Annotated in this window: 19 protein-coding genes; 16 read left to right on the forward strand and 3 right to left on the reverse strand. The window is 55.0% G+C overall.

What is annotated here, in order from left to right:
* Nucleotides 1-161: 161 nt before the first annotated feature.
* Nucleotides 162-1,049, reverse strand: a complete 888-nt coding sequence (locus tag AC3RCL_RS12595) for a helix-turn-helix transcriptional regulator (protein WP_492535536.1) — start codon at nt 1,047-1,049, stop codon at nt 162-164.
* A 190-nt stretch (nt 1,050-1,239) separates the two neighbouring features.
* On the opposite strand from AC3RCL_RS12595, the gene AC3RCL_RS12600 reads away from it, so the two are divergent.
* The 14 genes from AC3RCL_RS12600 (at nt 1,240) to AC3RCL_RS12665 (ending at nt 21,727) form a co-directional block, all read left to right on the forward strand.
* Nucleotides 1,240-2,289, forward strand: coding sequence for a Gfo/Idh/MocA family protein (locus tag AC3RCL_RS12600; RefSeq protein WP_492535538.1), 1,050 nt, complete (start codon nt 1,240-1,242; stop codon nt 2,287-2,289).
* Between the two features lie 199 nt (nt 2,290-2,488).
* Nucleotides 2,489-4,795, forward strand: a complete 2,307-nt coding sequence (locus AC3RCL_RS12605; protein ID WP_492535540.1) for a helix-turn-helix domain-containing protein — start codon at nt 2,489-2,491, stop codon at nt 4,793-4,795.
* 440 nt (nt 4,796-5,235) lie between these two features.
* Nucleotides 5,236-6,861 carry an extracellular solute-binding protein gene (locus AC3RCL_RS12610; protein WP_492535542.1) on the forward strand — a complete coding sequence of 542 codons (1,626 nt, stop codon included), beginning with the start codon at nt 5,236-5,238 and terminating at the stop codon, nt 6,859-6,861.
* Nucleotides 6,862-6,945: 84 nt separating this feature from the next.
* Nucleotides 6,946-7,848 carry an ABC transporter permease gene (locus tag AC3RCL_RS12615; protein WP_036660881.1) on the forward strand — a complete coding sequence of 301 codons (903 nt, stop codon included), beginning with the start codon at nt 6,946-6,948 and terminating at the stop codon, nt 7,846-7,848.
* A gap of 26 nt (nt 7,849-7,874) precedes the next feature.
* Complete coding sequence (locus tag AC3RCL_RS12620; RefSeq protein ID WP_492535544.1) at nt 7,875-8,750, forward strand: carbohydrate ABC transporter permease; 876 nt, start codon at nt 7,875-7,877, stop codon at nt 8,748-8,750.
* A gap of 25 nt (nt 8,751-8,775) precedes the next feature.
* Entirely contained in the window at nt 8,776-10,551 is a 1,776-nt protein-coding gene (locus AC3RCL_RS12625) for a hypothetical protein (protein ID WP_492535546.1), read from the forward strand.
* Complete coding sequence (locus AC3RCL_RS12630; protein WP_492535548.1) at nt 10,548-12,770, forward strand: glycoside hydrolase family 88/105 protein; 2,223 nt, start codon at nt 10,548-10,550, stop codon at nt 12,768-12,770. The genes AC3RCL_RS12625 and AC3RCL_RS12630 overlap by 4 nt, the downstream gene beginning before the upstream one ends.
* A 127-nt stretch (nt 12,771-12,897) precedes the next feature.
* Nucleotides 12,898-14,763, forward strand: coding sequence for a 3D-(3,5/4)-trihydroxycyclohexane-1,2-dione acylhydrolase (decyclizing) (gene iolD / locus AC3RCL_RS12635; protein ID WP_492535550.1), 1,866 nt, complete (start codon nt 12,898-12,900; stop codon nt 14,761-14,763).
* Nucleotides 14,764-14,995: 232 nt separating this feature from the next.
* Nucleotides 14,996-15,910, forward strand: a complete 915-nt coding sequence (iolE, locus tag AC3RCL_RS12640; protein ID WP_492535552.1) for a myo-inosose-2 dehydratase — start codon at nt 14,996-14,998, stop codon at nt 15,908-15,910.
* A 251-nt stretch (nt 15,911-16,161) separates the two neighbouring features.
* Nucleotides 16,162-17,175, forward strand: a complete 1,014-nt coding sequence (gene iolC / locus AC3RCL_RS12645; protein WP_492535554.1) for a 5-dehydro-2-deoxygluconokinase — start codon at nt 16,162-16,164, stop codon at nt 17,173-17,175.
* 53 nt (nt 17,176-17,228) lie between these two features.
* The gene (locus AC3RCL_RS12650) at nt 17,229-18,674 is read left to right on the forward strand and encodes a CoA-acylating methylmalonate-semialdehyde dehydrogenase (protein ID WP_492535556.1); all 1,446 of its coding nucleotides are present in this window, start codon (nt 17,229-17,231) and stop codon (nt 18,672-18,674) included.
* A gap of 24 nt (nt 18,675-18,698) precedes the next feature.
* Nucleotides 18,699-19,730 carry an inositol 2-dehydrogenase gene (gene iolG / locus AC3RCL_RS12655; RefSeq protein ID WP_492535558.1) on the forward strand — a complete coding sequence of 344 codons (1,032 nt, stop codon included), beginning with the start codon at nt 18,699-18,701 and terminating at the stop codon, nt 19,728-19,730.
* Between the two features lie 49 nt (nt 19,731-19,779).
* A complete protein-coding gene (gene iolB, locus AC3RCL_RS12660; RefSeq protein ID WP_492535560.1) occupies nt 19,780-20,580 on the forward strand; it encodes a 5-deoxy-glucuronate isomerase in 801 nt (266 codons plus the stop codon).
* A 136-nt stretch (nt 20,581-20,716) separates the two neighbouring features.
* Nucleotides 20,717-21,727, forward strand: a complete 1,011-nt coding sequence (locus AC3RCL_RS12665; protein ID WP_176502415.1) for a LacI family DNA-binding transcriptional regulator — start codon at nt 20,717-20,719, stop codon at nt 21,725-21,727.
* Nucleotides 21,728-21,957: 230 nt separating this feature from the next.
* Here AC3RCL_RS12665 and AC3RCL_RS12670 read toward each other — a convergent pair whose 3' ends face one another.
* Nucleotides 21,958-22,938 (reverse strand): oxidoreductase, encoded by a 981-nt coding sequence (locus AC3RCL_RS12670; protein WP_492535562.1) that lies wholly within the window; start codon nt 22,936-22,938, stop codon nt 21,958-21,960.
* A 168-nt stretch (nt 22,939-23,106) separates the two neighbouring features.
* Here AC3RCL_RS12670 and AC3RCL_RS12675 point away from each other — a divergent pair, with 168 nt between their 5' ends.
* A complete protein-coding gene (locus tag AC3RCL_RS12675; RefSeq protein ID WP_015735878.1) occupies nt 23,107-23,523 on the forward strand; it encodes an Lrp/AsnC family transcriptional regulator in 417 nt (138 codons plus the stop codon).
* A gap of 188 nt (nt 23,524-23,711) precedes the next feature.
* Here AC3RCL_RS12675 and AC3RCL_RS12680 read toward each other — a convergent pair whose 3' ends face one another.
* Entirely contained in the window at nt 23,712-24,320 is a 609-nt protein-coding gene (locus AC3RCL_RS12680; protein WP_015735877.1) for a TetR/AcrR family transcriptional regulator, read from the reverse strand.
* A gap of 225 nt (nt 24,321-24,545) precedes the next feature.
* On the opposite strand from AC3RCL_RS12680, the gene AC3RCL_RS12685 reads away from it, so the two are divergent.
* Entirely contained in the window at nt 24,546-25,304 is a 759-nt protein-coding gene (locus tag AC3RCL_RS12685; RefSeq protein WP_096774172.1) for an SDR family oxidoreductase, read from the forward strand.
* The last annotated feature ends 106 nt before the right edge of the window (nt 25,305-25,410 follow it).

The raw sequence follows: 25,410 nt of genomic DNA on the forward strand, positions 1-25,410 counted from the left end.
GTGGGGCTTCGCCGATGCGATAACGAATGCCAAAAGACTCAACATACAGCAGCCTTTGCTGGAGTTGAGTCTTTTATTATATAGGATGCATGGTGCCAATTTATCATCGAGCAGGGAGCAGCTTGAAATAACAGCTAAGCAATCAGGATCAACTTGCAGCTTTATACCATCCTTGCCTGGGAAGGCGTCATGCCCTTGTACTGTTTATACAGCTTGGTAAAATAATTCGGGTTGCTGCAGCCGACGATGCCGGCAATTTCCGTGATGGTCAACGTCCGTTCGCGAAGCAGCCGTTCCGCTTCATTCATCCGGGTCAGGTTGACGTAATCCACGAAGGTGCGGCCCGTTAAACGCTTGAACATTTTGCAAAAATGAAACGGATTCAAACCGACTTCCGCAGCGGCGGCCTCCACCGGCAATTTCTCGCCGATGTTGTTCTCGATATGCTGTATCAGCTTTTTATAACGCTCCCGATTCGCAAAATAAGGCTCGTTCGTTGTCTCCGCGAGCTGTGCGGGCATGAATGTGCGCGCCAGCAGAACGAACAGGGTGTACAGCTTCGACTTGGCAATGAGCTCATAAGCCGGACGGCGGACGGCAAGCTCTTCAATGACTTCATCCAGCAGCGGATAGCAATCTGCGCCAGCCGGGTCACTCTCCGCAGGCTTGACGGGAAAACGCAGCCGGCCTTCCATATATGGAGCGACATAACGCGCGTGAACCGGATCATGAAGAGAATCGTTGAACAGGGATGCATTCACCACGACGCAATCAAACCGCACATCGCCATCCTCGAGGGCATAACCCACATGCAGACTTCCGCCCGGGATGATGATGAACTCTCCAGCCTTAACGTCATATTCGGTGGTATCAATATGGAAGACGGCGCGCCCTTGGCGCATGCATAGGATCTCAAAGTGCTCATGCCAGTGGAGATAGAGGATGCAATCCTTCGTTTTGGCACCGGGACAGAAGTTATGAAATACCTGTACGGGATACGCCTTATCGCCAAGCCTGGTATTCTCATGAAGCTCTCTAGGATAGGACATACGAATTCACCTCGAACCGCAAGATAAGAGTGGTATTGCACAAGGTTGTATAGAGATATTGTTGTGTATCGCCATTATAATGAAGTTGCTTCATCTACATTAAGCCAATATCGGAATGATTACAACCACTAGGCGATGATTTGAAAGCGGTTAATCAAACGATGACGTATTCAGGGGGAGTAATGGAAATATGACCACGGCGTTTAAAGTTGTTATCGCGGGATGCGGGAGCATGGCGAATACTTGGGCGGATTATGCAAAAGGGCGGGAGGACGTTGAAATCGTGGGTCTCGTGGAGATTCAGGAGACTTTCGCGAAGGCATTTGCCGATCGGCACGGTCTTTCCTGTCCGACGTATGACAATATTAACGATGCACTTGCTTCAAGCGGTGCGAATATCGTATTCGATGTGACCATTCCCGCCAGCCACTATGGGATCAGCACGGCGGCGCTGAAGCACGGGTGTCATGTATTCAGCGAAAAACCGTTAGCGGAATCGATGACGGAATGTCTGGATATCGTGAAGCTGGCGGAGTCTGCTGGCAGAACCCATGCCGTCATGCAAAACCGCCGATTTGATCCGCGAATACGTGCTTTCAAGTCTTTGATCGATAGCGGAGCGATCGGAAAGCCCGGTTTCATAGGGGCCGATTTCTTTCTTGGCGCGCATTTCGGCGGATTTCGGGACCTGATGGACAGTCCCCTGCTGCTAGATATGGCCATTCACACCTTCGATCAGGCCCGCATGATCAGCGGAGCCGATCCGGTATCCGTATATTGTCAGGAGTTCAACCCGCCCGGTTCCTGGTACGCCGGCAATGCGATGGCGATATGCATCTATGAAATGTCGGACGGCTCCGTGTTCAATTACCGCGGGTCCTGGTGTGCCGAAGGCGCTCAAACCTCCTGGGAAGCCGCCTGGCGCGTCACGGGTGAGAGGGGAACGGCAATCTGGGACGGACATGACGAGATCTATGCGGAGGTCGTGGCGGAAGGGGATCAATCGGGAAGCTTCATTCGGAAGTATGAGCGGATTGAAGGCACGCTGCCAGCCATGGGGAAGACGGGGCATCATGGCTGTCTGGAAAATATGTTTCACGCACTGGAAGCCGGCATCAAGCCGGAAACCGACTGCAGCGACAACGTATACAGCATGGCGATGGTGCTGGCTGCATTGGAAAGCGCCAAGACCGGACGGAAAATCATGATTTCGGAGTTCATGAACGGAATGGGCGTTTAACCTTGGCTGAGGAGTACTCGAAACGTATCCTGCCTCTGAGCTCGAATAGCTTTGCAGTTACGTGCGGGGCGTGAACATAAGCATAGAAGAAGTCGCGATAATCGCGGCTTTTTTTATTGTAACAATGGATGTCCTCATTTCATAGCTTTATCAGCGTCCGTCTTTCGAAGACAGCCCTCTTCCAGGGAGGGACACGGACATGCTACAATATAGCACAAGCATAAGTAAAACGCTTAACCTGGAAGAGAAAGGAATGACTTCTTTGCAGCAAAACTGGTACCGCAAGCTGCTTCTCTCCTATTTTCCCATATTCCTCATCACGATTACGATCCTGGTGTTTCTTTCATTCATCATGTTTAATGAGGCCTCGCGCGAAGAGGCAGCCAAGGCGAACGGAATTTCCACGCGTTTTATTATGGAAGATCTGGATCGTTCCATCAACGCCATCGAGATGAACGTGCTGAACGAAGTGGAGACGAGTGCCCTATACTCAAGCTATCTGTTCAGCAACCCGTCATCCGACCAAAATTTGATGTACTCGCTTGTCAAACGTCTCCGCGGGTTACAATCGGGCAGCGACCTGATCGAATCGGTCTATTTATACCGTCATTCGGATCAGTCGGTGCTGACCACCAGCGGCCAAAGCCCGCTCTCGACTTTTCCGGACCGTTCTTATATCGAGTTTGCCGTGAAAGAGCACGACTACCGGGGGTGGTCCGCCGTTCGATCCATGACGGGACTCGGGGAGAACGAGCCGAAGCAGGTCATCTCCATGTATAAAAATTTGCCGCTTCCCTTCGGAAGCCAAGGGCTGCTCGTCATTAACGTAAGCATGTACCGGGTGGAGCAGATGATCAATCCGATGATAAATGACAGCGTTTCCTTTTTGAATATTTTGGACTCCAGCGGAGATCTCATATTTGAAGCATCCCAAATCGGAGAGGATAAGCGGGCCAAAGAAGGCAAGGTGCTGACGACGCTGCAATCGGATCAGCTGGGATGGACTTTTGAAAGCGGTCTCCGGGTCGGGCAGCTCTATGCTTGGGTGTCGGTCGTGTCCTACATCTGGATCGTGATCGGCTTCGTAACCGTGGTGCTTGCCGTTATTTATATCGTCTATGTTACCAGGCGGAATTATCAGCCGATCAAAGCCATGATGAACCGCATCGAGTCCATTCAGCTCAACATGCCCCAGGCCGCCAAGGATGAGCTTTCCATGATCGATAGTGCGCTTGAAAGCCTGATCAGCCGGTCCATGGACTATGACAAAAAGCGGCACGAGAATCTCCAGCTTCAGCGCAGCCAGCTGTTCATGGACCTGATCAGCGGGCAGAAGCCCGAAGAGGAACTGCTGTCCCGGATGGCAGAGCTGATTCCGATGAAGCTGCCGGAACAGCCGGCGGGTTACGTCATCCTGCTCGGTGAAATCAATGATTACAGCGGTTTTCAGGATGTTCATACCGTCCGCGACCAGAACGTGCTGAAGTTTGCCTTGATGAACGTGTTCCAGGAGCTTGCACGCAATGCCGGCTTCAACAGCTGGCTAGAATGGATCGCCGGCAGCCGCGTAGGCATTCTGATCGCGCTTCCGGAGATGAAGGAGGAGACGCGTGCTTCCCTGATCCGCGCAGCTGAGGAATGTCGGAGCTGGGTCGAGGAAAAGCTTCGTTTGTCGGTGAGGTTCGGGCTGGGCAGCACGGTTGCCGGGCTGCATGAAATAGGCGCTTCGCACCAATCAGCCTCCGAGGCGCTCGGCCACAGGCTGGCGATGGGCGATCATGCCGTGCTGGTCGGCGACGAGCTGCCCCGGGGAGATTTAAGCCGCCTGCTTCCTTATCTGAATGAAATCTCGGAGCTGGTCAAGGACTTCCGATTAAATAATGAAGGCTGGAGAACCCGTCTGAAGGACATGTTTCTTTCATTCAAGGCAGAGCGTCTGAAGGACGATACGATCCGTTCTCTGGTCAACAGCATGCTTCAGCTGCTGGCCCGGGAGGTCGGTGTGTTATCCGACGAGCTGAGGAACCAGCTGTCGGAGGGCAGGGAGCATGTACTGGCTGGAGCCGCAACCTTAGAGGAGCTGCAGAGCAGGATCACCGATCAGTTGACGGAAATTTACCGCACCTATGTTGCGCTTAGCGAAACCAAGAGCTACCGTGCCATGATCAGCGAGATGAAGCGCTATATAGAAGAGCATTTCGACGATCCGAATTTGTCCCTGAAGCATCTGAGCGACCGTTTTCAGATTTCCGGAAAATATGCAAGCTATCTGTTTAAGATGGAATACGATATGAAATTCGTGGATTTCCTCGTACAGCTGCGCATGAAGCGGGCGGAGGAGCTTCTGGCGCAGACCGACCTCTCGATACAGGAAATTGCGGAGAAGATTGGATACGCCAACTCCATTACCTTCGGGCGGGTGTTCAAACGGACGTCGGGTGTGACGCCGGGCGACTACCGAAAGCTGCAAATGAAGCCTGCACCGGGGACGGAGCTCGGATCCTAGAAAGCGCTTCGATAACGAAAACGGTTTATGATTATAGTTTATCCAGAAACGGGTGCAGAAGTTTCCGGCCGGAAGCAGCACCCGTTTCGCATTTTCTGGAGAATGTCGGTATGCGTACCGAATGCAACGGGTGATGTGGAAGGGTTCTGCAAACGGAACAAACACCGGATATATCAAGCATTAAAGTCATGATTAGAAAACGGTTTAGATAACGAAAATCGTCATTTCTCTACGTTGAAACCTTGTAACGAAGCGGGTTCTCGCGTTTGGAATTTGGTTTATTGTCATCCGCTTGCCCTTGAGGCATACTGAGAACACCCGAGAGGTTAAGCGCTTACATTACGGGATCCGAAGCAATTCGGATGAATCCGCAGCTTTCTATCATGAATAAGATCGGCGCAAATCGGCAGGGACATAATCCAAATAGAAAAGGGGATGTAATGATGGCAGCAAGCAAGAAAAAATGGGGCAAGCTCGCAAAGCTCACGCTGGTCATGTTGATGGTCGGAACGGTCGTATTATCCGGGTGCTCCTCAGGCTCTGGCAGCAGCACCAATGCTTCGGGCGGGGATTCCGGCTCCAATGACGGCAAGCAGGTTACGCTGAAGGTCGAAATTTTTGACCGCGGCAATACACCGAAGCCTTATACCATCACCGACAGTTATCTTACCCGATATATCCAGGACAACTTTGGAACCCCTAACAACATTAAGATGGAATTCGTACCGGTCCCCCGTTCCGAGGAGATCAAGAAGCTGAACGTTCTCATGGCCAGCGGCGGCAATGTGCCGGATATCGTATTTACGTATGACACGCCGACCTTCAACCGCTACGCGGAGCAGGGCGGGCTGACGGAACTGACGGATTTGATCAACGAGCACGGTCCGAATCTGAAGGAATTCCTCGATGAGGACGCGATGAGTTACGGCCAGTACATGGGCAAACAGTTCGCTGTTCCCGGCAAACGGGCCTTCCTTGGCAAGTATTCTTCCTTTATCCGCGCCGATTGGCTGGAAAAGCTCGGCATGGAGGTGCCTCAAACGACCGATGAGCTGTACGCGGTTTTGAAAGCTTTTAAAGAAAAGGATCCGGGCGAAACCGGCGGCAAGGTCATTCCCTTCGGCATGACGATCGAACCGGCTCAATATGATCCGCTGATCTGGTCCTTTATTCAGCCGACTACGGAAGAGCAGAAGTATACGCTGCTGCAAAAGCTCGGAGCCAACGACTATCCGACGCTGCTTCCGGGCTTTAAGGATGCGCTGCAATTTTTCAACAAGCTTTACAACGAAGGGCTGATCAGCCGCGACTTCAGTTTGGACGAAGACAAGAAGCAGTTGACCCAGGACGTGACCAACGGTCTTACGGGCTTCCTGACGGAGGATTATCCGAACATGTACTACGCCGACGGCACCTATGATACGCTCCTCAAAAACCAGCCGGACGCCAAGCTTACGCCAATTGATCCATTCACCAACTCCGAAGGCAAACATGCGAAGCCGGAATACGCTCCAAACGGCATGTACATCATGATTCCGAAAACAAGCCAACATGCTGAAGAAGCGATCAAATACCTGAATTGGATGGCCGACCCGGACAATCTGCTGGCACTGCAAAACGGCGTGGAAGGCGAAAACTACGAAATGGTGGACGGCATTCCCGTCATGAAGACCGACGCCCCTCAAGAGGTGATTGACCGGCTTTACAACAGCGGCGACATTGCCATTATCGCCAACGGTAATTTTGTAGGCGACGAAACGCAGAACCGGGAGAAACTGACAACCAACTTCCCGGAAAAGTTCCAGGATCTGCATCGCAAGGCCGTGGAAATCTCGGCAACGGATACGTTTAAGCCGGTCAATTTCGACCGTCCGATCGAGGCTGAGGCGAAATACGGCACGAACCTGCAGGCCAAATACGAAGAGATGATCGTGAAGACGGCCATGGCGAAACCGGAAGATTTCGAGAAAACATTTGAAGCGACCATGAAGGATTACATGGTCAGCGGCGGCCAGGCGATTCTTGATGAGCGGACCAAAGCTTATCAGGAAATGCAACCTAAGTAAACCAGCGGGAAAAAGGAAAGGACGGCTTCTTCAAGAGGCCGTTCCTTCGCTCCCGGCGTCATGGACAAGGAGAGGATGATACAGATGAGAGGAACCGTTTACCTGCGCCGGTACTGGCAATTATACGCACTGCTTGTTCTGCCTTTGGTCTATTTCATTATTTTCAAATACGGCCCGATGTGGGGCGTACAGATCGCCTTTAAGGACTTCAACTTCTTCCAAGGAATCACCGGAAGTGAATGGATTGGACTGGATGCCTTTCGCGAAGTTTTCCAGACCCAGGATTTTTATAAAACCCTCCGCAATACGCTGATGCTCAACCTGCTGGACCTTGTGGTATCATTTCCGGCGCCCTTGATTCTCGCCATCATGCTTCATGAACTTAGAATCCAGTGGTTTAAACGTTTGTCCCAAACGATATTGTATATTCCCCATTTCATTTCATGGGTTATCATAGGCGGCATCGTATACCAAGTGTTCGGCACGCAATCCGGGATGATCAACAACATGCTGATGGCGCTCGGTTTTGAATCGGTACCTTTTCTAACCGAAAAAAACACGTGGCTCATTACGTACCTCGCGACGGGGGTGTGGCAGAGCGCCGGCTGGGGAACCATCCTCTATCTGGCTGCCTTGACCGGCATCAACAAGGAGTTGTTTGAAGCGGCTGAAGTGGACGGAGCGGGCAGGTTCAAGCGCATCTGGCATATCACGCTGCCGGGCCTGAAAACGACGATTGTGACGCTCCTCATCATCAACCTCGGCAATATGATCTCGATCGGCTTTGACCGTCCGTTTGTCATCGGCAATAAAGCGGTCATGGATTATTCCGACGTGCTGAGTACCTATGTGTACCGGACGGGTCTGGAATCCGGACAGTATACCCTGGCTACGGTGGTCGGCCTGTTCCAGGCTGTTGTCGGGCTGGTCTTTATCCTCGGCGCCAACTATGCATCCAAAAAACTGACGGACGAGTCCATCATTTAACGTTTTTGCAGAAAGGAGATTCACTCATGAGCGAGCGTGTGTCGAACCGCGTTTTTGATTCCGTAAACATGATCCTGCTGGCGGTTTTCGTACTTCTCTGTCTGGCGCCTTTTTTCCATATTATCGCCATTTCCTTCAGCTCCAACCGGGCGGTAACTTCCGGCGAGGTGACGTTGTTTCCGGTGGAGTTCAGCCTTCAGGCTTATCAATCCGTATTCTCGGATTCCAGCATGATCCGTTCTCTCGGCTTTACGATTATGCTGACGCTGCTGACGACGGTGCTGTGCATGGTCATGACGATGATTGCCGCTTACCCGCTGACGAAAAAGAAGCTGAAGGGCCGCAAAGTGTTTATGTTTATCATCATTGTGACCATGTTCTTCAGCGGGGGCATTATCCCGGAGTACATTCTCGTGAAGGACTTGAACCTGCTGAATACGATCTGGGCGCTTGTTCTTCCGGGGCTGATCAGTCCGTTTTATCTGATTATCCTGATCTCCTTCTTCAACGGAATTCCGGAAAGCCTGGAGGAAGCGGCCGAGATCGACGGTACGAGCCAAATCGGAACGATGTTTCGAATCATTCTGCCGCTGTCTTTGCCGGTCATTGCGACGCTGAGCCTGTTCTACGCGGTCGGGCGCTGGAACGGATTCCAGGACACGCTGCTCTATATTACGAAGGAAGAGCTGTATCCGCTGCAGCTGAAGCTGTATCAGCTGGTACAGAACAATATGATTACGGATTTGACCCGCAACGAGGGACCGGCAGCCGGTGTCAGAGCAACCACGGAAAGCCTGAAAGCGGCAAGCGTCGTATTTGCCACGGTGCCGATTCTTGTTGTGTACCCGTGGCTGCAGCGTTACTTCGTCAGCGGCGTGATGCTGGGTGCCGTGAAGGGCTAAGGATGATGGATATTAGGGGGATCGTATGATGGTGAACAGGGTTTTTGAAGTCAATGACAGCTGGGTGCGGGAGGGGATGGACCGCCAGATCTTAGAAGAAACGCATCGCTGGCACGGCGGGGTTCGCACCATGGAGAATGGTTTGCCATCGCCCAACCATAACACAGGGACGCCGACCGCCATGGCGATATGGGCAGCAGCACTCTGCAATCCGGCATCCGCATATTACCGCGATAAGGAGCTGGCACACAGGTTTGCGCTTTCGGCCCGTTATATGCTTGCGGCTCAGCACGGCGACGGTACGATTTCGCCCGGCTGGACGAATTTCCATTCCCCGCCGGATACCGCCTTCGTGGTGGTTGGATATGCGCAAGCCGCACAGCTGATTCTGGCTGACGGTTGGGCAGAGCTGAAGGGAGCGGCTGCGGATATGCTGCTGTTTCTGGAACGCACCTTGCCTGCGCTGATTACCGGAGGCTGCCATACGCCGAACCACCGATGGGTGATCTGCGCGGCGCTGGGCTTCTTGAATGAGCTTTTTGATTCGCGGGATGCCTTGAACAGGGCGGAGGAGTGGCTCGCCGAAGGCATGGACGCCACCTTGGACGGAGAATGGACCGAGCGCAGCAACGGGATCTACAACGTCGTCAGCGACGTCATGCTGATTCACGCGGCCAGGCTGCTGAAGCGTCCGGAGCTGCTGGTACCGGTACGGGCCAATCTGAAGATGATGACTTATTTGGTCCACCCGGACGGGGAAATCGTCACGGAATATTCCGGACGGCAGGATTATGGTCACAGTTTTGATATGTCGGGGTACTTCCTGCCGTCTCTGATGATGGCTTCTCTGGACCGCGATCCGGTATTTCAAGGGATAGCGGAACAGTCGCTGTCTCTGCTGAAACATCCCGGCGGAGCACCGACCAACGCAGCCGTTCGGCTGCTCTTGGATCCGGTTCTCATGCGCGAGCGTGCAGAGGCAACGCCCATGCCGGAGCATTACCGCGTCGTGCTGAACGGCGAATTTCCAAGGGAGCGCTACTTGTCCGGATATGCCGGTGCCGGCCATCACGGCGTTATCCGATACAGCCGGATGCACACGGATTTTGGGGCTCCGGTCGCGCGAATCCGTGAGGGCCGCACCAGCGTGACCGTGAGCACGGAGATGTCCTCCTTCTTTTCTCTGCGTCATGGAGCGGCTCGCCTTCTCGGCGTGCAGTTCGCTTCCTATTTCGACCCCGGCTTTGTCAAGATGAGCCGGCTGACGACGCTGGAGCAGGGATACCGGTTATCCGGCGAACAGGAAAAGGGTTATAACGGACCGGTGCCGGAAGCAGCTCTGCCTGATAGTGCAAGGGAAGGCGTCAGCCCTTGGTATCTGCTGCCGCATCACTGCCGTCCGCAGACGCATGTCCAGCGGCACAAGGTGGAGGTGGAAGTGGTGGAAGCGAGTGACGGCTGGAAGCTGGTCATTTCCTCGACGGAGCCGGAGGAGGTCGTGTCGCAAATCTCGCTGATTTTTCCGGCGGCCGGCAGTCTTAGCGGCGGAGAGCTTGCTCCAGCCGGCGGGGATGCCCAGTTCTGGATGGAAGGGAGCATTCGTTACGAGATGGACGGCGATTGGCTGGAAATCAGCGGGGGCGGATTGCAGCACACGGCGGCTGGCGTCCGGGAAGCGGCTTATCCGCTCGGCTTCCGAACGCTGCTGCTGAATGTGGTGACTCCCTTCGTGAAGGAGATTCATATCAAGCTTTCGCCAGCGGCGAGGTTCGGCCGAACGGAAAGGGGAGGATCATCATGACAAGCTATATCGAAGCTCGGGAAAGCATCCGGTATTGGATGGGCGACGATGATGCCGGGATACTGAAGACGATCGCAGGGCGCTATATCGGGGCGAATCCGGAAATTCCGTTCGCGCTGCGGCCGTTCGCCGAAACGGGTATTCTTCAGACCGAGGAAGGATATTATGACTTCAACTTCGGCGACCGGTTCCGGGAAGCGAAGCAAGGGGAGGCGGCCTACGCCCTTGGTCTGGTGTGGAGCGACGATGAACGTTCGCTGGATGCCGCGATCATGCCGTTCAGCCCGGTCCGCTTCTATCTGAACGAGCGGCTGATGTATCGTTCGGGTGCCGAGGACGAGATGAAGCCCGATGCCAAAATCGTCATTCCGCTGGTGCTGAGCCCGGGCTGGAACACATTGTTGATTGAGGTCCGGAGGACCGAAGCGGGATTCGGCTGCCGCTTCGGAGCCGTGGAGGGCAAGGTCCGCATTCTGCAGATGCTGTCTCCTTTTGCAGACCGGAAGGACACCGCAGGTTGGGCATATGTCGGACCGCTGGCTGCCGGCACGCTCGGCGAAAGCGGCGTCTTTCCGAACGCTCACGGGTCCGAAGTAGACACCGGCATGGATTGGCTTCCGCTCACAGGCTGGAGTGAAGAGGAAGCGGATAAACCGAATTTCGAGAGAATATTCGGCTTGCCGGAGGCCCCGGCTGCGGGGTATGCATGGAGCAGGCTTAAGGTGCCTGCCGGCGTTGACCATGTTGAGTTCAAGGGCAGCACTATGGGCAGGACGGAGATCTGGATCGGCGGTGATTCCGTCATGGACATTGAGGGAGGTCACTTCGGTTGCAAGCTGCCCGCTTCGGCCTGCCGCGGGGATCTTTTGGTACGCAACTGCCGCGGGCCGTCGGGATGGGGGGTTGAGCTTCATGCCTATACTTCACAGGGAGAGCTGGAGTTTGAGCTTCCCGTCCCGGTACAAGGCGCCCCGTCTCCGTGGATGTATGCCGGGCCGCTGGCCGCAGGGGAGGAGCAAACGCCGGAGGAGGTGTGCTCGGTCAATAGACTGTTTCCGCGTGCGGACGGCCGCGGTTTGACCGGCTGGTCCCTGGATGCGCCGGGCTACCGGGTCAGGCCGTTCTATGAGAACGCCATGCTGAGCAACAAATGGACCTCCGGGTCCGCCACCAATTTCGGGCGCTGGGACTATCCGCTCGGTGTGACGATGTATGGACTTCTTCAAGCATCGCGAGCGCTGGGGCGGCCCGATATCGCGGAATATGCCCGGGCGCATATCGACATCTGCACCCAATGGTACGTATACGCCGTCTGGGACCGGGATACCTACGGATTTCCGTCCGTGAACCATCAGCTGGTGCTGATCAAGATGCTGGACAACTGTGGTTCGTTCGGCTCGGCGATGCTGGAAGACGATAAGGAAAGCGGCAATCCGGAAGTTGTAAAAGTCGCGGAGGACATTGCGGATTTTATGGTGAACCGACTGGAACGCCGGGAGGACGGCGCTTTCTATCGTCTGTGCGTTTCGGAGTATTCCGCAGATACGATGTGGGCGGATGATCTGTACATGAGCACGCCGTTCTTGTCACGCTACGCCGGGATGACAGGCGATTCCTCCTATCTGGACGAAGCGGCCAGGCAGTTCTTGAGGTACCGGGAGTATCTGTTCATGCCGGAGGAAGGCGTGATGAGCCACGTATTCGATTTCAAATACGGGAAAGCGACCCGAATTCCTTGGGGGCGCGGAAACGGATGGAGCCTGTTCTCCTTATCGGAACTGCTGGAACGTTTGCCGGAGGATCATAAGGACCGGCCTGCGCTGCTTGAGTTTTTCCGTAGATTGTGCGCCGGAATTGCTTCTTATCAGGGGGAGTCAGGACTCTGGAGGCAGGTTATTACCGATTCGGAAGCTTATGAGGAAGCTTCCTGCTCGGCCATGTTCGCCTATGCCTTTGCCAGAGGCGTCCGGTTCGGTTGGCTGGAGGAACCGGCACCTTTTACCGATGCAGCCATTCGAGCATGGCAGGGGTTGACCGAGAAGGCCATCGACCGTCACGGCAGCGTGCACGGAGTGTGCAGCGGATCCCGTTATTCGTTCACCGGGGATTATTATAAGCATGATCTGCTCACGGTGGTCAATGACAACCACGGGATCGGGATCATGATGCTAGCGTGCGCGGAGATCATGAAATTGAAAGGCATGCTGAACGGCAAGTAAGGCATACACTTTCATTAAAGCGCTTAACCGTTAACTGGTTAGGCGTTTCGGTACGATGAGTTAAGCGCTTAATTCGTAAATGGCTTTCTTCACAGGATATATTGACGATGAAAAGGAGATGAACCGGTTGACAACGACTCGATTAACGATGGCACAGGCGCTGCTGAAATTTTTGAATGCACAGTATGTTTCCGTCGATGGGGTGGAGACGAAGTTTGTGCGCGGGGTAATGGGAATCTTCGGACACGGCAACGTGACCGGCCTTGGCGAGGCTTTGGAACGAAGCGCCGGGGATCTGGTTTATATGCAGGGCAAAAACGAACAGGGCATGGTGCACGCCGCGACGGCGTACGCCAAGCAAAAGAATCGGCGGCAAATCTGGGCCTGCACTTCCTCCATCGGACCCGGCGCGCTGAATATGGTCACCGCAGCGGCAACGGCAACCGTGAACCGTATTCCGGTTCTGCTGCTGCCTGGGGACAACTTTGCCTGCCGCCAGCCTGATCCGGTACTTCAGCAGATCGAAGCCTCGTCGGACTACACCGTATCGGCCGCCGATGCATTCAAGCCGGTGAGCCGGTACTGGGACCGGATCTCCCGGCCGGAGCAGCTGATTGCGGCGGTCCGGCAAGCGATCCGCGTCTTGACGGATCCCGCGGAGACGGGAGCGGTCACGCTGGCGCTGCCGCAGGATGTGCAGGCTGAGGCTTACGATTACCCCGAATCGCTGTTCGAGAAAACGGTGCACGCCATCGACCGCCGACCGCCTGCGGCAGATGGACTGATGCGGGCGGCGGCGCGGTTTGCAGCAAGCAAGCGGCCGCTCATCATCGCCGGAGGCGGCGTGCACTACAGCGAGGCAACCGGGGATTTGGCAGCCTTTGCGGAAGCCTTCGGCATCCCGGTCGCAGAAACGCAGGCCGGTAAAAGCGCGCTTCCCTGGAATCACCCCCTGAACCTGGGGGCGATGGGCGTAACCGGCTCGCTGGCGGCGAACCGCGCAGCGGCAAAGGCCGATCTGATTATCGGCATCGGCACCCGCTATTCGGACTTTACGACGTCCTCCAAATGGGCGTTTCAACGGGAGGACGTATCGTTCCTGAACCTGAACGTCAACAGCGTGGACGGAGCCAAGCTCGGCGGCGAAGCGCTGATCGCCGATGCGAAGGAAGGGCTGCAGGCACTGAAGGAGATCCTGTCTCAAAAAGGCTATCAAGCCGGGTACGAAAAAGGCGAGCTTGCTGAGCTGAAAGCCGAGTGGGACAGCGAGGTAGACCGTCTGTACGCTGCGGAGCATCCCGACGGCTTGTCGCAGACGAGGGCGCTCGGCGTCATCAACGAGGTCATCTCCCCGTCATCGGTCATCGTCTGTGCGGCTGGCAGTCTTCCGGGAGATCTGCACCGGTTATGGAGACCGGCCGAACCGAAAACGTACCACATGGAATATGGTTTCTCCTGTATGGGATATGAGGTAAGCGGCGCCTTGGGCGTGGTCCTGGCGGAACCGGACCGCGAGGTCTATGCGCTGGTGGGGGACGGCAGTTATTTGATGATGCACTCGGAGCTGGTCACCAGCTTGCAGGAAGGCCGCAAGATAACGATACTGCTGTTCGACAACCACGGCTTCCAATGCATTCACAATTTGCAGCGGAGCAACGGCAGCGACGGCTTCGGCAACGAGTTCCGCCGCCGCGAGGAAGGCACGGGACGACTCACCGGCGATTATCTTCCGATTGATTTTGCCGCCCACGCAAGCGCGCTAGGGGCTAAAGCCTACAAGGGCCGCACACCGGCAGAACTGCGTGCAGCGCTGCTTCAGGCACGGAAGGAAACGGTGACAACGCTGATCGAAATTCCGGTCGTTCCGGGAACGAACACCGACGGTTATGAGTCCTGGTGGCGCGTGGAGGTGCCGGAGGTATCTTCCTCTAACAAGGTAACCGATGCGCAGCGCCAGATGGCGGCTCGAAGCAAGGAAGCCAGGCCCTACTAAGCGGCTGCGCTGAAAGGCCTTTAACTTTATAGCCTAGAGATGTGGTCGACGACCGTCATTCAACGCGAAACATCCGCGCCGGAGAAAGCAAGCGCGGTGCGGACAAGAAAGGCTGTCAAGGTAGCCCGCTAGACGGAAGGCCATGAAGGTGTTCGGGGCAAGAAAGCCGCCTGCTAAGGGCACTTGAGCAAGGAAGCATGCCCCTACCTCACAAAGCAAAGGAGTGCTGAAAATGAGCAACAGGCTGTTTAAGCTTGGGATCCATCCCATCAACTGGGTCGGCGAGGATGTAAAAGAGCATGGAGACGGCACGGCGTTTGAGACGATTGTGGACGATATTGCGGCTTTGGGGCTGAAAGGCACGGAGATGGGCCGTATATTCCCGAAGGATCCTGCGGTTCTGAAGCGGGAGCTGGATGCCCGCGGTATCCAGCTGGTTTCCCAGTGGAAATCGGTGCTGTTCTCCGATCCCGATTACCGGAAGCAGGAGCTGGAGGACTACCGCCGGCATGCGGAGTTTTTGGCGGGGTTCGGCAGCAAAGTCATCAGCACGGCGGAGGTAGGCGGCTCGCTGCATTTCGATCCCCGCCGGACGCCGAATGAGAGCATCGTGCTCCGTTTGGATGACGCCGGATGGGAAAGCCTGGCGGAAGGGCTGAATCAGGCAGGGGAGATTGCGGCGAGTTACGGCATGAAGCTGGCTTATCATCATCATGGCGGTACGGTTGTGGAGCAGCCTTACGAGGTCGACCGGCTGATGGCCATGACCGACGCTTCGCTGGTGTCTCTCCTGTACGATACCGGTCATGCCTATTACGGGGGGAACGACCCGCTGGAGCTGCTCCGAAAGCATTATGACCGGATCGCGTATATCCACCTGAAGGATATCCGGCCTGATGTGCTGGAACAGGCGAGACTGGACAACTGCGATTTCATAAGCTGCATCCGCAGGGGCGTGTTTACGGTTCCCGGCGATGGATGCATCGATTTCGCGCCGATAATCGGAGAGCTCGTTGAACGCGGCTATGACGGCTGGGCGATGCTGGAGGGTGAGCAGGATCCGGCGCTGCATCCGGCCAAGGAGTACGCTCAACGGGCGATTGAATACTTGGACAGCTTAGACGGACTGACGAAGATACAGGGCTGAAGTCCACCTCTCGAGGGTCGAGCTTGGCTCAAGGCGACATGACTCCCGTATGGGGAGGAATCGTAACATACTCATCCCCCCAGTAACGAACTCAAATGTGGGCGGCTTGAGCGGGGAGTGTTTACCGTTTGGAAGTTTTTAACTGAAAGTATGACGAGCTGTAAGCGATACGGTCCATAGAAGAGCGGAGCCATGGAGTCAGAATCATATGGTTGCTCGGCCAGGGCTGATCCGAACGAGGAGGTTTATCCATGAGTGAAATCACGTTCAATAACGAAAAAAAGATGGATTTCGTGGCCGTGGGCAGACTGTGCATCGACCTGAACGCCAATGAGATTAACCGGCCGATGGAAGAGACGAGCACGTTTACCAAATATGTGGGCGGATCCCCCGCCAATATCTGTATCGGGATGGCCCGACTGGGCCTGAATACAGGCTTCATCGGCAAGGTGGCGGACGATCAGATGGGGCGTTTTATTACCAAATATCTGGAGGATAACGGGATTGCGACGAACGGCGTCTCCATCGACCACACGGGGGCCGTAACGGGTCTGGCTTTTACCGAGATCAGGAGCCCGACCGACTGCAGCATTCTGATGTATCGGGACAACGCCGCGGACTTGCTGCTGGAGACGGGGGAAGTGAGCGAGGAGCTGATTGCATCCGCCAAAATGGTACTCATCTCCGGGACAGCGCTCGCGGCCAGCCCCTCCCGGGAAGCCGTGTTTCTGGCTCTGGACTATGCCAAGCGCCACGGCGCCGTGATCGCGTTCGACCTCGATTACCGTCCGTACACCTGGAAATCCCCGCAGGAGACGGCAACCTATTACAATTTAGCGGCGGAAAAATGCGACATTGTCCTCGGCACGCGCGAGGAGTTCAACATGATGGAGCAGTTCGGCGGCAACCCGGAACGAAGCGACCGCATCACGGCTGCCAAGTGGTTTGATTACAGGGCCAAAATCGTCATTATCAAGCACGGCAAGGAGGGGTCCATCGCTTATACCCCCGGCGGTGGGAGCCATACAGCTCAAAGCTTTCCGGCGAAGGTCATCAAGACGTTCGGAGCGGGGGATTCGTATGCCGCCGGCTTCCTGTACGGCCTAATGCAGGGCTGGGCTATCGAACGCTGCATGGAGTTCGGAAGTGCTGCAGCGAGCATCGTCATCTCCAGCCACAGCTGCTCCGATGCGATGCCGACAAGCGCCGCGGTTCTCGATTATATCGAGCGCTGCAAGCGAGGCGAAATTACCGCCAATTCTTGAAGGAGCATTCATTATTTTATCCTGACTGATTCAATCGAAAGGGGCCAACACGCATGACGCAAATCCTGAACAATTATATCGGCGGAGAATTCGTGCCATCCCGATCGGAACGCAGCGATCCGGTCTATAATCCGGCGACGGAAGAAATCCTTGCTTATGTTCCGCTTTCCACCAAGGAGGATGTGGACCAGGCGGTTCAGGCCGCCGCCAAAGCCGGACGCGACTGGGCCAAGACCGCCGTGCCGCGACGCGCGCGGATTCTGTTCAAGTATCAGCAGCTGCTCGTGGAGCACTGGGAGGAGCTGGCACGCCTGATTACGGCGGAGAACGGCAAAAGCTATGCCGAAGCCTACGGCGAAGTCCAGCGTGGCATCGAATGCGTCGAGTTTGCCGCAGGCGCGCCGACGCTGATGATGGGCAAACAGCTTCCGGACATCGCCACCCATTTGGAATCTGGCATGTACCGGTATCCGGTCGGCGTTGTGGCCGGCATCACGCCGTTCAATTTTCCGATGATGGTGCCATGCTGGATGTTTCCGCTCGCCATCGCTTGCGGCAACGCGTTCGTGCTGAAGCCTTCGGAACGTACGCCGCTCCTGGCTCAGCGCCTGGCAGAGCTGTTCTCGGAAGCGGGCCTGCCGGACGGCGTCCTGAACCTCGTTCACGGCGCCCATGATGTAGTCAACGCTTTGCTGGAGCATCCCGGCATCGCTGCCGTGTCCTTCGTCGGCTCCCAACCGGTGGCGGAGCATGTGTACAAAACCGCTTCTTCCCATGGCAAGCGCGTGCAGGCCTTGGCCGGAGCAAAAAACCACAGCATCGTGATGCCGACAGCCGATTTGGACGCCGCCGTCACCCAGATCGTCAGCGCTGCCTTCGGCTCTGCCGGTGAGCGCTGCATGGCCTGCTCCGTGGTGGTGGCCGTAGGGGACGTAGCCGAGCCGCTAATCGCTAAGCTGAAGCAGGCTGCCGATGAAATCTCCATCGGCAACGGAGCGGACGAAGGCGTCTTCTTGGGGCCGGTGATCCGGCAAGCCCACAAGGAGCGCACGCTCTTTTATATCGAAGCGGGCGAGCGGGAAGGAGCGAAACTGATTCGTGACGGCCGCGCGGACGAGGCCGTGAACGGGGCCGGATATTTTGTCGGACCGACGATTTTTGATGAAGTGACAAGCGAGATGAAGATTTGGAAGGACGAAATTTTCGCCCCGGTGTTGTCCATCATGCGGGCGGAAACGCTTGAAGCGGCCATCGAAATTTCGAACCGCTCCGATTTCGCCAACGGGGCCTGTCTGTTCACGCAGGACGGCAGCGATGTGCGCCAGTTCCGCGAACATATCGATGCCGGCATGCTGGGCGTGAACCTCGGCGTTCCTGCTCCGATGGCTTTCTTTCCGTTCTCCGGCTGGAAAAACTCCTTCTATGGAGACCTGCATGCCAACGGCACGGACGGCGTGGAATTCTATACCCGCAAAAAAATGGTGACGGCGCGCTGGTAGCCCTGAAGCAGAGGAGACGTTCATATGAAAACCATCCATATCGGAATCATCGGTGCCGGACGAATCGGCAAAATCCATGCGGATAACCTGCTGCGCATTCCCGGCGTGAAAATTTCGGCCATCGGCGATTTGTTTGCCGGCGACGAGCTGAGGGCCTGGGCCGCAGAACGCGGCATTCCTGTGGTTACGACTAATAGTATCGATATCTTGGAAGATCCGGATATCGATGCCGTGTTGATCTGCTCCTCGACGGATACGCATGTCCCGCTCATTAAGCAGGCCGCCGCAAACGGCAAGCATATTTTCTGCGAGAAGCCGGTCAGTTTGAGCGTGGACCAGACCCGCGAAGCGCTGGCGGCCGTGAAAGCGGCTGGCGTTAGCCTGCAGATCGGCTTCAACCGCAGGTTCGACCACAACTTCAGACGCGTTCGGGAGATTGTATCCGAGGGAAGAATCGGGGAACCGCATCTGATCAAGATCACCTCGCGCGATCCGAACCCGCCGCATCCGGATTATATTAAAGGTTCCGGCGGCCTGTTTATGGATATGGCGATTCATGATTTTGACATCGCCCGTTACCTATCGGGCAGCGAGGTGGTCGAGGTGTTCGCCCAAGGCGCGGTGCTGGTGGACCCCGCCATCGGCGAACAGGGCGACATTGACACAGCCGTGACGATGCTTCGGTTTGAAAGCGGCGCGCTCGGCGTCATCGACAACAGCCGCAAAGCCGTCTACGGGTATGATCAGCGGGTGGAGGTATTCGGCTCCGGCGGCAGCGTGACCGCCGACAACGATTATCCAAGCACCACGGTGGTCAGCGGCCCGGAAGGCGTCACCCGTGACAAGCCGTTGTATTTCTTTCTGGAACGGTACACGGAAGCGTACATGAACGAGGCGAAGCAGTTTATCGAAAGCCTTCAGTACGGCACGCCAGTGCCGGTTAGCGGTCGCGACGGCCTGCAGGCGGAGCTGATCGCGCTGGCGGCTAAACGCTCGCTGGAACAGGGCCGTCCGGTGAAGCTGGCCGAGGTGAACGCCGGTACTTCAGTAGGCTAATGCCCTCATGATTTGCAGATCTGATCCACGACAAAGGAGGAGAAAGACCATGCCGAACTTCATTGTACCCGCAACGACTCCGGACCGGGACGGACGCGTGCTGTCGATTACGCCGCAGACGGCAGGATGGGAGTATGTAGGCTTCGAGGTTTTCCGTTTGAGCGAAGGCCAGACGCTGAGTCGAATCACAGGAGATCAGGAGGCGGCCCTTGTCCTGCTGTCCGGGCGGGCCGACGTGAAGGCCGGGGGAGAAAGCTGGGACAACATTGGCAAACGCATGAGCGTGTTCGAAAAGACGCCTCCCTACACCGTTTATGTGCCTTCGCAAAAGCAGTATGAGGTCAAGGCTCTTACTGAAATGGAGCTGGCGGTGTGCCTTGCCCCGGGGCAAGGGAATCATCAGGCACGTCTGATTGAGCCGCAGGATGTGGGCGTCGAGAACCGGGGCAGCGGCAGCATGTCGCGCCTGGTGCACAATATTTTGCCGGAGCAAAAGCTGGCCGACAGTTTGCTGGTGGTCGAGGTGTTTACGGACGGAGGCAACTGGTCCAGTTACCCGCCCCACAAGCATGACCGCGACGAGCTGCCGGAGGAGTCGCTGCTGGAGGAAACCTACTATTTCCGGATTGAGCCGGAGCAGGGGTTTGCCGTGCAGCGGGTCTACACGGATGACCGGTCGCTGAACGAAACGATGGCGGTCAAAGACGGCGAGGCCGTGATGGTGCCTGAAGGCTACCATCCGGTTTCCGCCCCTCCGGGTTATGACGTATATTACCTGAACGTCATGGCAGGTCCGAAGCGAATATGGAAATTCCGCAACGACCCGGATCATGACTGGCTGATGAGATAAAGTCAGATAAGATCCAGGCAAGGGTTCTTGATTGAATGTCTGCAGGCGGCATTAACGATAAATCGGCCTTGCGCTAAAAGAGAGGAAGGCGCATAATAAATTGAAATTCCAAAATTAAACAAATGGAGCACAAGGGATGATAAGAGCGACTATTTATGACGTTGCGCGCGAAGCCGGCGTCTCCATTGCCACCGTTTCTCATGTCATCAACGGCAAGGGCAAGATCAGCCGCGAACGGCGTGAGGAAATTCTGGATATCATGAAGCGCCTGAACTATCGGCCGAACGCGATTGCTTCCGCCCTCGCCGGCAAAAGAACCTTTACTCTTGGATTGCTCGTTCCCGATATCTCCAACCCGTTTTTTGCCGAGATGGCTCGCTCCGTCGAGGATCAAGGACATCAGCTCGGTTACAGCGTGATCATCTGCAGCACGGACAACCAAGAAGAGAAAGTAAAGCGCTACGTTAATCTGTTGAGGCAGAAGCAAGTGGATGGCGTGATTATCGGGACGGGTATATCCCATGGCGAGCTGCTTAAGCCGCTTCAAGAGCATTCGCTGGCGATAGCGCTTATTGCCCGGGACAATCCTGCGCTTGATGCCAGCAGCGTCCGGGTACATGACCTGGAGGGAGGACGGCTGGCTGCGGAGCATCTGCTACAATTGGGTCATCGCAGACTCGCAGTGCTTGCTGAGAATGAACGGGTGACAAGCAGCAGCGAGCGGGTAAGGGGATTTGTTGAAGCTGCCGCTTCACACGGTTTGGAGCTGTCCCCCGGCTGTATTGCGGCCTGTGACCATAAGATCGAGGATGGTTACCGACGAGCTAAAGCCATGCTGGAGTTAGCGGTAAGACCCACGGCACTGTTCTGCTGCAACGACCTGCTGGCGGTCGGTGCCCTTCGGGCGGCCCGCGAACTCGGACTGCGCGTACCGGAGGAATGTTCGGTCGTCAGCTTTGACGATACGATTCTGGCCAGCGTAACCGATCCGCCGCTGACCGTTATTGCCCAGCCGATCGAGCAGATGGGCCGCATGGCGGTTGATCTTGTCGTAAGGGGGCTGTCCGGCAAGGGTGATCCTGCCCGTCGAATCGTGCTCCCCCCGGAGCTGATCGTCCGCCAATCGACGACCCTGCCGCCGGCTTAAGATGTTTCGATCCTGACGGTAATCTAAACCTCCTGTCCATTTGCTACAGCAATGGGGGCGTTTGATCACGGTTTATTGAGGAGGATCGGCAAATTGGTTCAGATGCAAAATTGATCGGCTTCAAGAATAGGCCGTCTCCAAGGGGAGTTTCAAGCTCCCTGTGGAGACGGCCTTTGGCTTTTCTAATGAATTGCGCAAGTTAACGACTATGTTGCTTGAGTTCGCAGTCATTAAACTAAGGTCAGCATTTTTTTACCGAAATTTGCATCTTCCAGCAATGGGCGGCCGATGGCTATCATATCTGCCATCCCATCTGCTAGAATGAAATTGGCGAACGCCTGGGTGCGCATATTGCCGACCGCGATTACCGGAATGTTTACATATTGTTTGATCACCGCCGCATAAGGTGTTTGGTAGCCTTCCGGCGTGGCTAAAGGCGCAGCAGGAACGAGACCGCCTGAAGATACATGCACGGCATCCAGTTCGGACTGAAGGTACGTCAAGGCCAGCGCAACCTCTGCCGGCGTCAGGCCGCCATCGGCAAAGTCGGATGCAGAAACCCGCAATTGCACCGGGTAGGCGTTTCCTACTTCGGTACGGATGCCCGCCAGAACTTCCTGGATGAAGCGGACTCTGTTTTCAAGGCTCCCACCATATGCGTCCGTTCGCCGATTCGACAGCGGAGAGAGGAATTGGTGGAGGAGATGACCATGGGCGGCATGAAGCTCGATTCCATCAAAGCCGGCCTGGAGGCTTCGGCGGGCAGCCATCCGGAACTGGTCGATGACCGCGTTAATGTCCGCTTGGGACATCGTTTCGGGAAGTCCATATTGATCATCGTAGGCAATCGCACTAGGAGCCAGACTTTTTTCGGTGACGGTAGGCCATGCTTTTCTGCCAGCGTGGGTCAATTGGATGAAGATCGGCGTTCCTTTCGCATGGACCGCATCGACAATTCTGCGTAGGGAAGCTGCATGCAGTTCGGTATATATTCCAATATCGTCCGGGAACAACCGGCCGTTTGCCGACACGACGGTAGATTCGATAATGATCATACTGACATGTTCCGCCCGTTCACTGTAAAATTTCACATGATAATCGGTTGCATGAGAATCCGGCGTTCCTTGATTTTGCTGCATAGGAGCCATGATCATTCGGTTCTTCAATTGTAAGGTTCCGATTCGTATGGAATCGTGCAGGCTGATCGTCATTGTATTACCTCCTAGAATGTGGCTTGTTAACCTAGTTCCATTGTATAAATCAGAGCCGTATAGTTACAGATGATAATCAAGGAAATCCTACCGTAATACTTTGAAATCATAGCTGTTTCGTACATTCGACTTGGAAATTGTAGTTGGGAAGGCAGGGAGTGTGTAATCATGGATCAAATTGATCTTCAAATCTTGGAGCTGTTAAAGCATAATGCAAGAATCTCCTTCTCCGAATTGGGGAGAAAGGTCAACATGACGCAGCCTGCGGTATCCGAGCGTGTGAAGCGTTTGGAGGAGAAAGGCGTAATTACAGAGTATCGTACGGTTCTTTCAGCTGAAAAAATGGGGAAGGGCGTAACGGCCTTCATCCTGATCCAGGCCAGTCATTGCGGCCGTCTGACGACATTCGCCAAACAATCGCAGGAGGTCGTCGAGATATACCAAGTCAGCGGCCAATACAATTTTCTGATGAAAATCGAAACAGGTTCGATGAAGTCTCTCGAAACCTTTATCTATCAGTGCAGCGAGTATGGGCATACAACGACGATGACGGTCCTATCCATGCCTTTAGACCAACAAGAATAAGAATCCGGTTGTAAGAAAAGCGGGTTCATGATCGATTAACCGCTGAGGAACCTGTGAAGGAAAGGCGAAAGCGTATTTTAAATGGTGTTCTATGGCTGATCGACGTTGAAAAACCATGAATCCTTTCACTTGCTTAAGAAAGGGCTCATGGTTTTTCTACTTCCTTATCAAGGTTATCAACGCCGATTTCATGTAGGGTCCGTCCGCTTGATCTGCGTCCTAACGCTTCGCGGCCTCCAGTTGATCATAAGAATCAGCTGATCCCTCATATAAGGGACGGAATAGTGGAAATTGTTCTCGATCCAGTGGAATACCAGGCCGATTAAGGCGTTCATATTATAAATGATGAGAAGTTCATGATTGAGCTCTTCGCCCGGATAGTCCAAATCCTCCAAGGCGATTTGCTTTAGGGCGGTGAACATTTTATCTCGGACCAGCGGCAGCACATCGCTTTTGAACAGGGACGTGTACACGCCGGCATTTTGATGGATATGGTCGAATATTTTGACCGCGTTGGCGGGCAGCTCATCGATATGAAAAACGTCGACATCCCCGTATGGAGCTCTAAATGAAGCGATTAGCTCCTCCATGAGCGGAGTCAGGATATCATCCAGCAGAGCCTCTTTGTTGTCATAGTGGGTATAGAAGGTACCTCGATTATAGTTGGCCGATTCGACGATTTCCGTGATGGAAATGCTGGAGAAGCTTTTTTGCGAGAGCAGCGACAGCAGCGACTGCTTTAAAGCCTCTTTGCTGCGGACGATGCGCCGGTCGCTCCTTTTTCTGTTCGTTTGCATAGGCAAGAGTCCTTTCGGTGAAAATATAACGAATTTAATTATTTCAAATATAAACAGATCCCCGTATTTTGTTCGTTAACGCACACTTTTGCGTTTTTTAATGATTGTGACCTATATCATACTTTGATTATACTAGATTTGACATATGTCTGGTATTGAACAGCTGTTGATATATTGTGCCTGATATTAAAATTTGATCAATGACGAATAATGGGGGTATGAAGCATGAGATTATCTGGTAAAGTTGCGATTGTAACCGGGGCTGCTTCCGGAATGGGAAAAGCGACGGCAGAATTGTTTGCTGCAGAAGGCGCAAAAGTCGTGGTGTCCGACCTTCGGCTTGAGGCGGCGCAAGCCGTAGTGGACGGAATCGCAGCGAATGGCGGCACGGCCTTGGCTGTGGCCGCGAATGTTGCCAAGGAAGAAGAAGTGCAGCAGTTGGTGGACGCCACCGTTAAAGAATACGGAACGCTTGATATCTTGATCAATAATGCCGGCATCATGGACAATTTCGTACCGGCAGCGGACGTGACGGACGAGCTGTGGGACCGCGTATTCGCCATCAACGCAACGGGGCCGATGAGAACCATTCGTAAAGCATTGCCGATCTTCTTGGAGAAGAAAAGCGGAGTCATTGTGAACATTGCTTCTGCCGGAGGCCTGATGGGGTCCAGGGCAGGCGCTTCGTATACGGCGGCCAAGCATGCCGTGGTCGGCTTGACCAAAAATGTCGGCTTCCAGTATGCGACGCAGGGCATCCGCTGTAATGCGGTTGCTCCGGGCGGCGTCAGCACCAATATCGGCACCACCATCAACGCGCCGAATTCGTTCGGCATGGAACGAGCCATGGCCGGCATGAACCTGAACCCGCGGGCGGGCGAACCGGAAGAGATCGCGAAGGTGGTATTGTTCCTCGCTTCGGACGAAGCCAGCTTTGTCAACGGCACCGTCGTCACAGCCGATGCCGGCTGGACTGCTTATTAATACGAAACGGCTGGTTAAATAGGCTTCCTAAAGGACACTCTTTAGGGGGCCTTTTTATGATCCAGGCAAAAGGCTGAAACTTTACCGCGTCATTAATAAACCATCG

Source organism: Paenibacillus sp. MT86 (genome assembly GCF_058792535.1).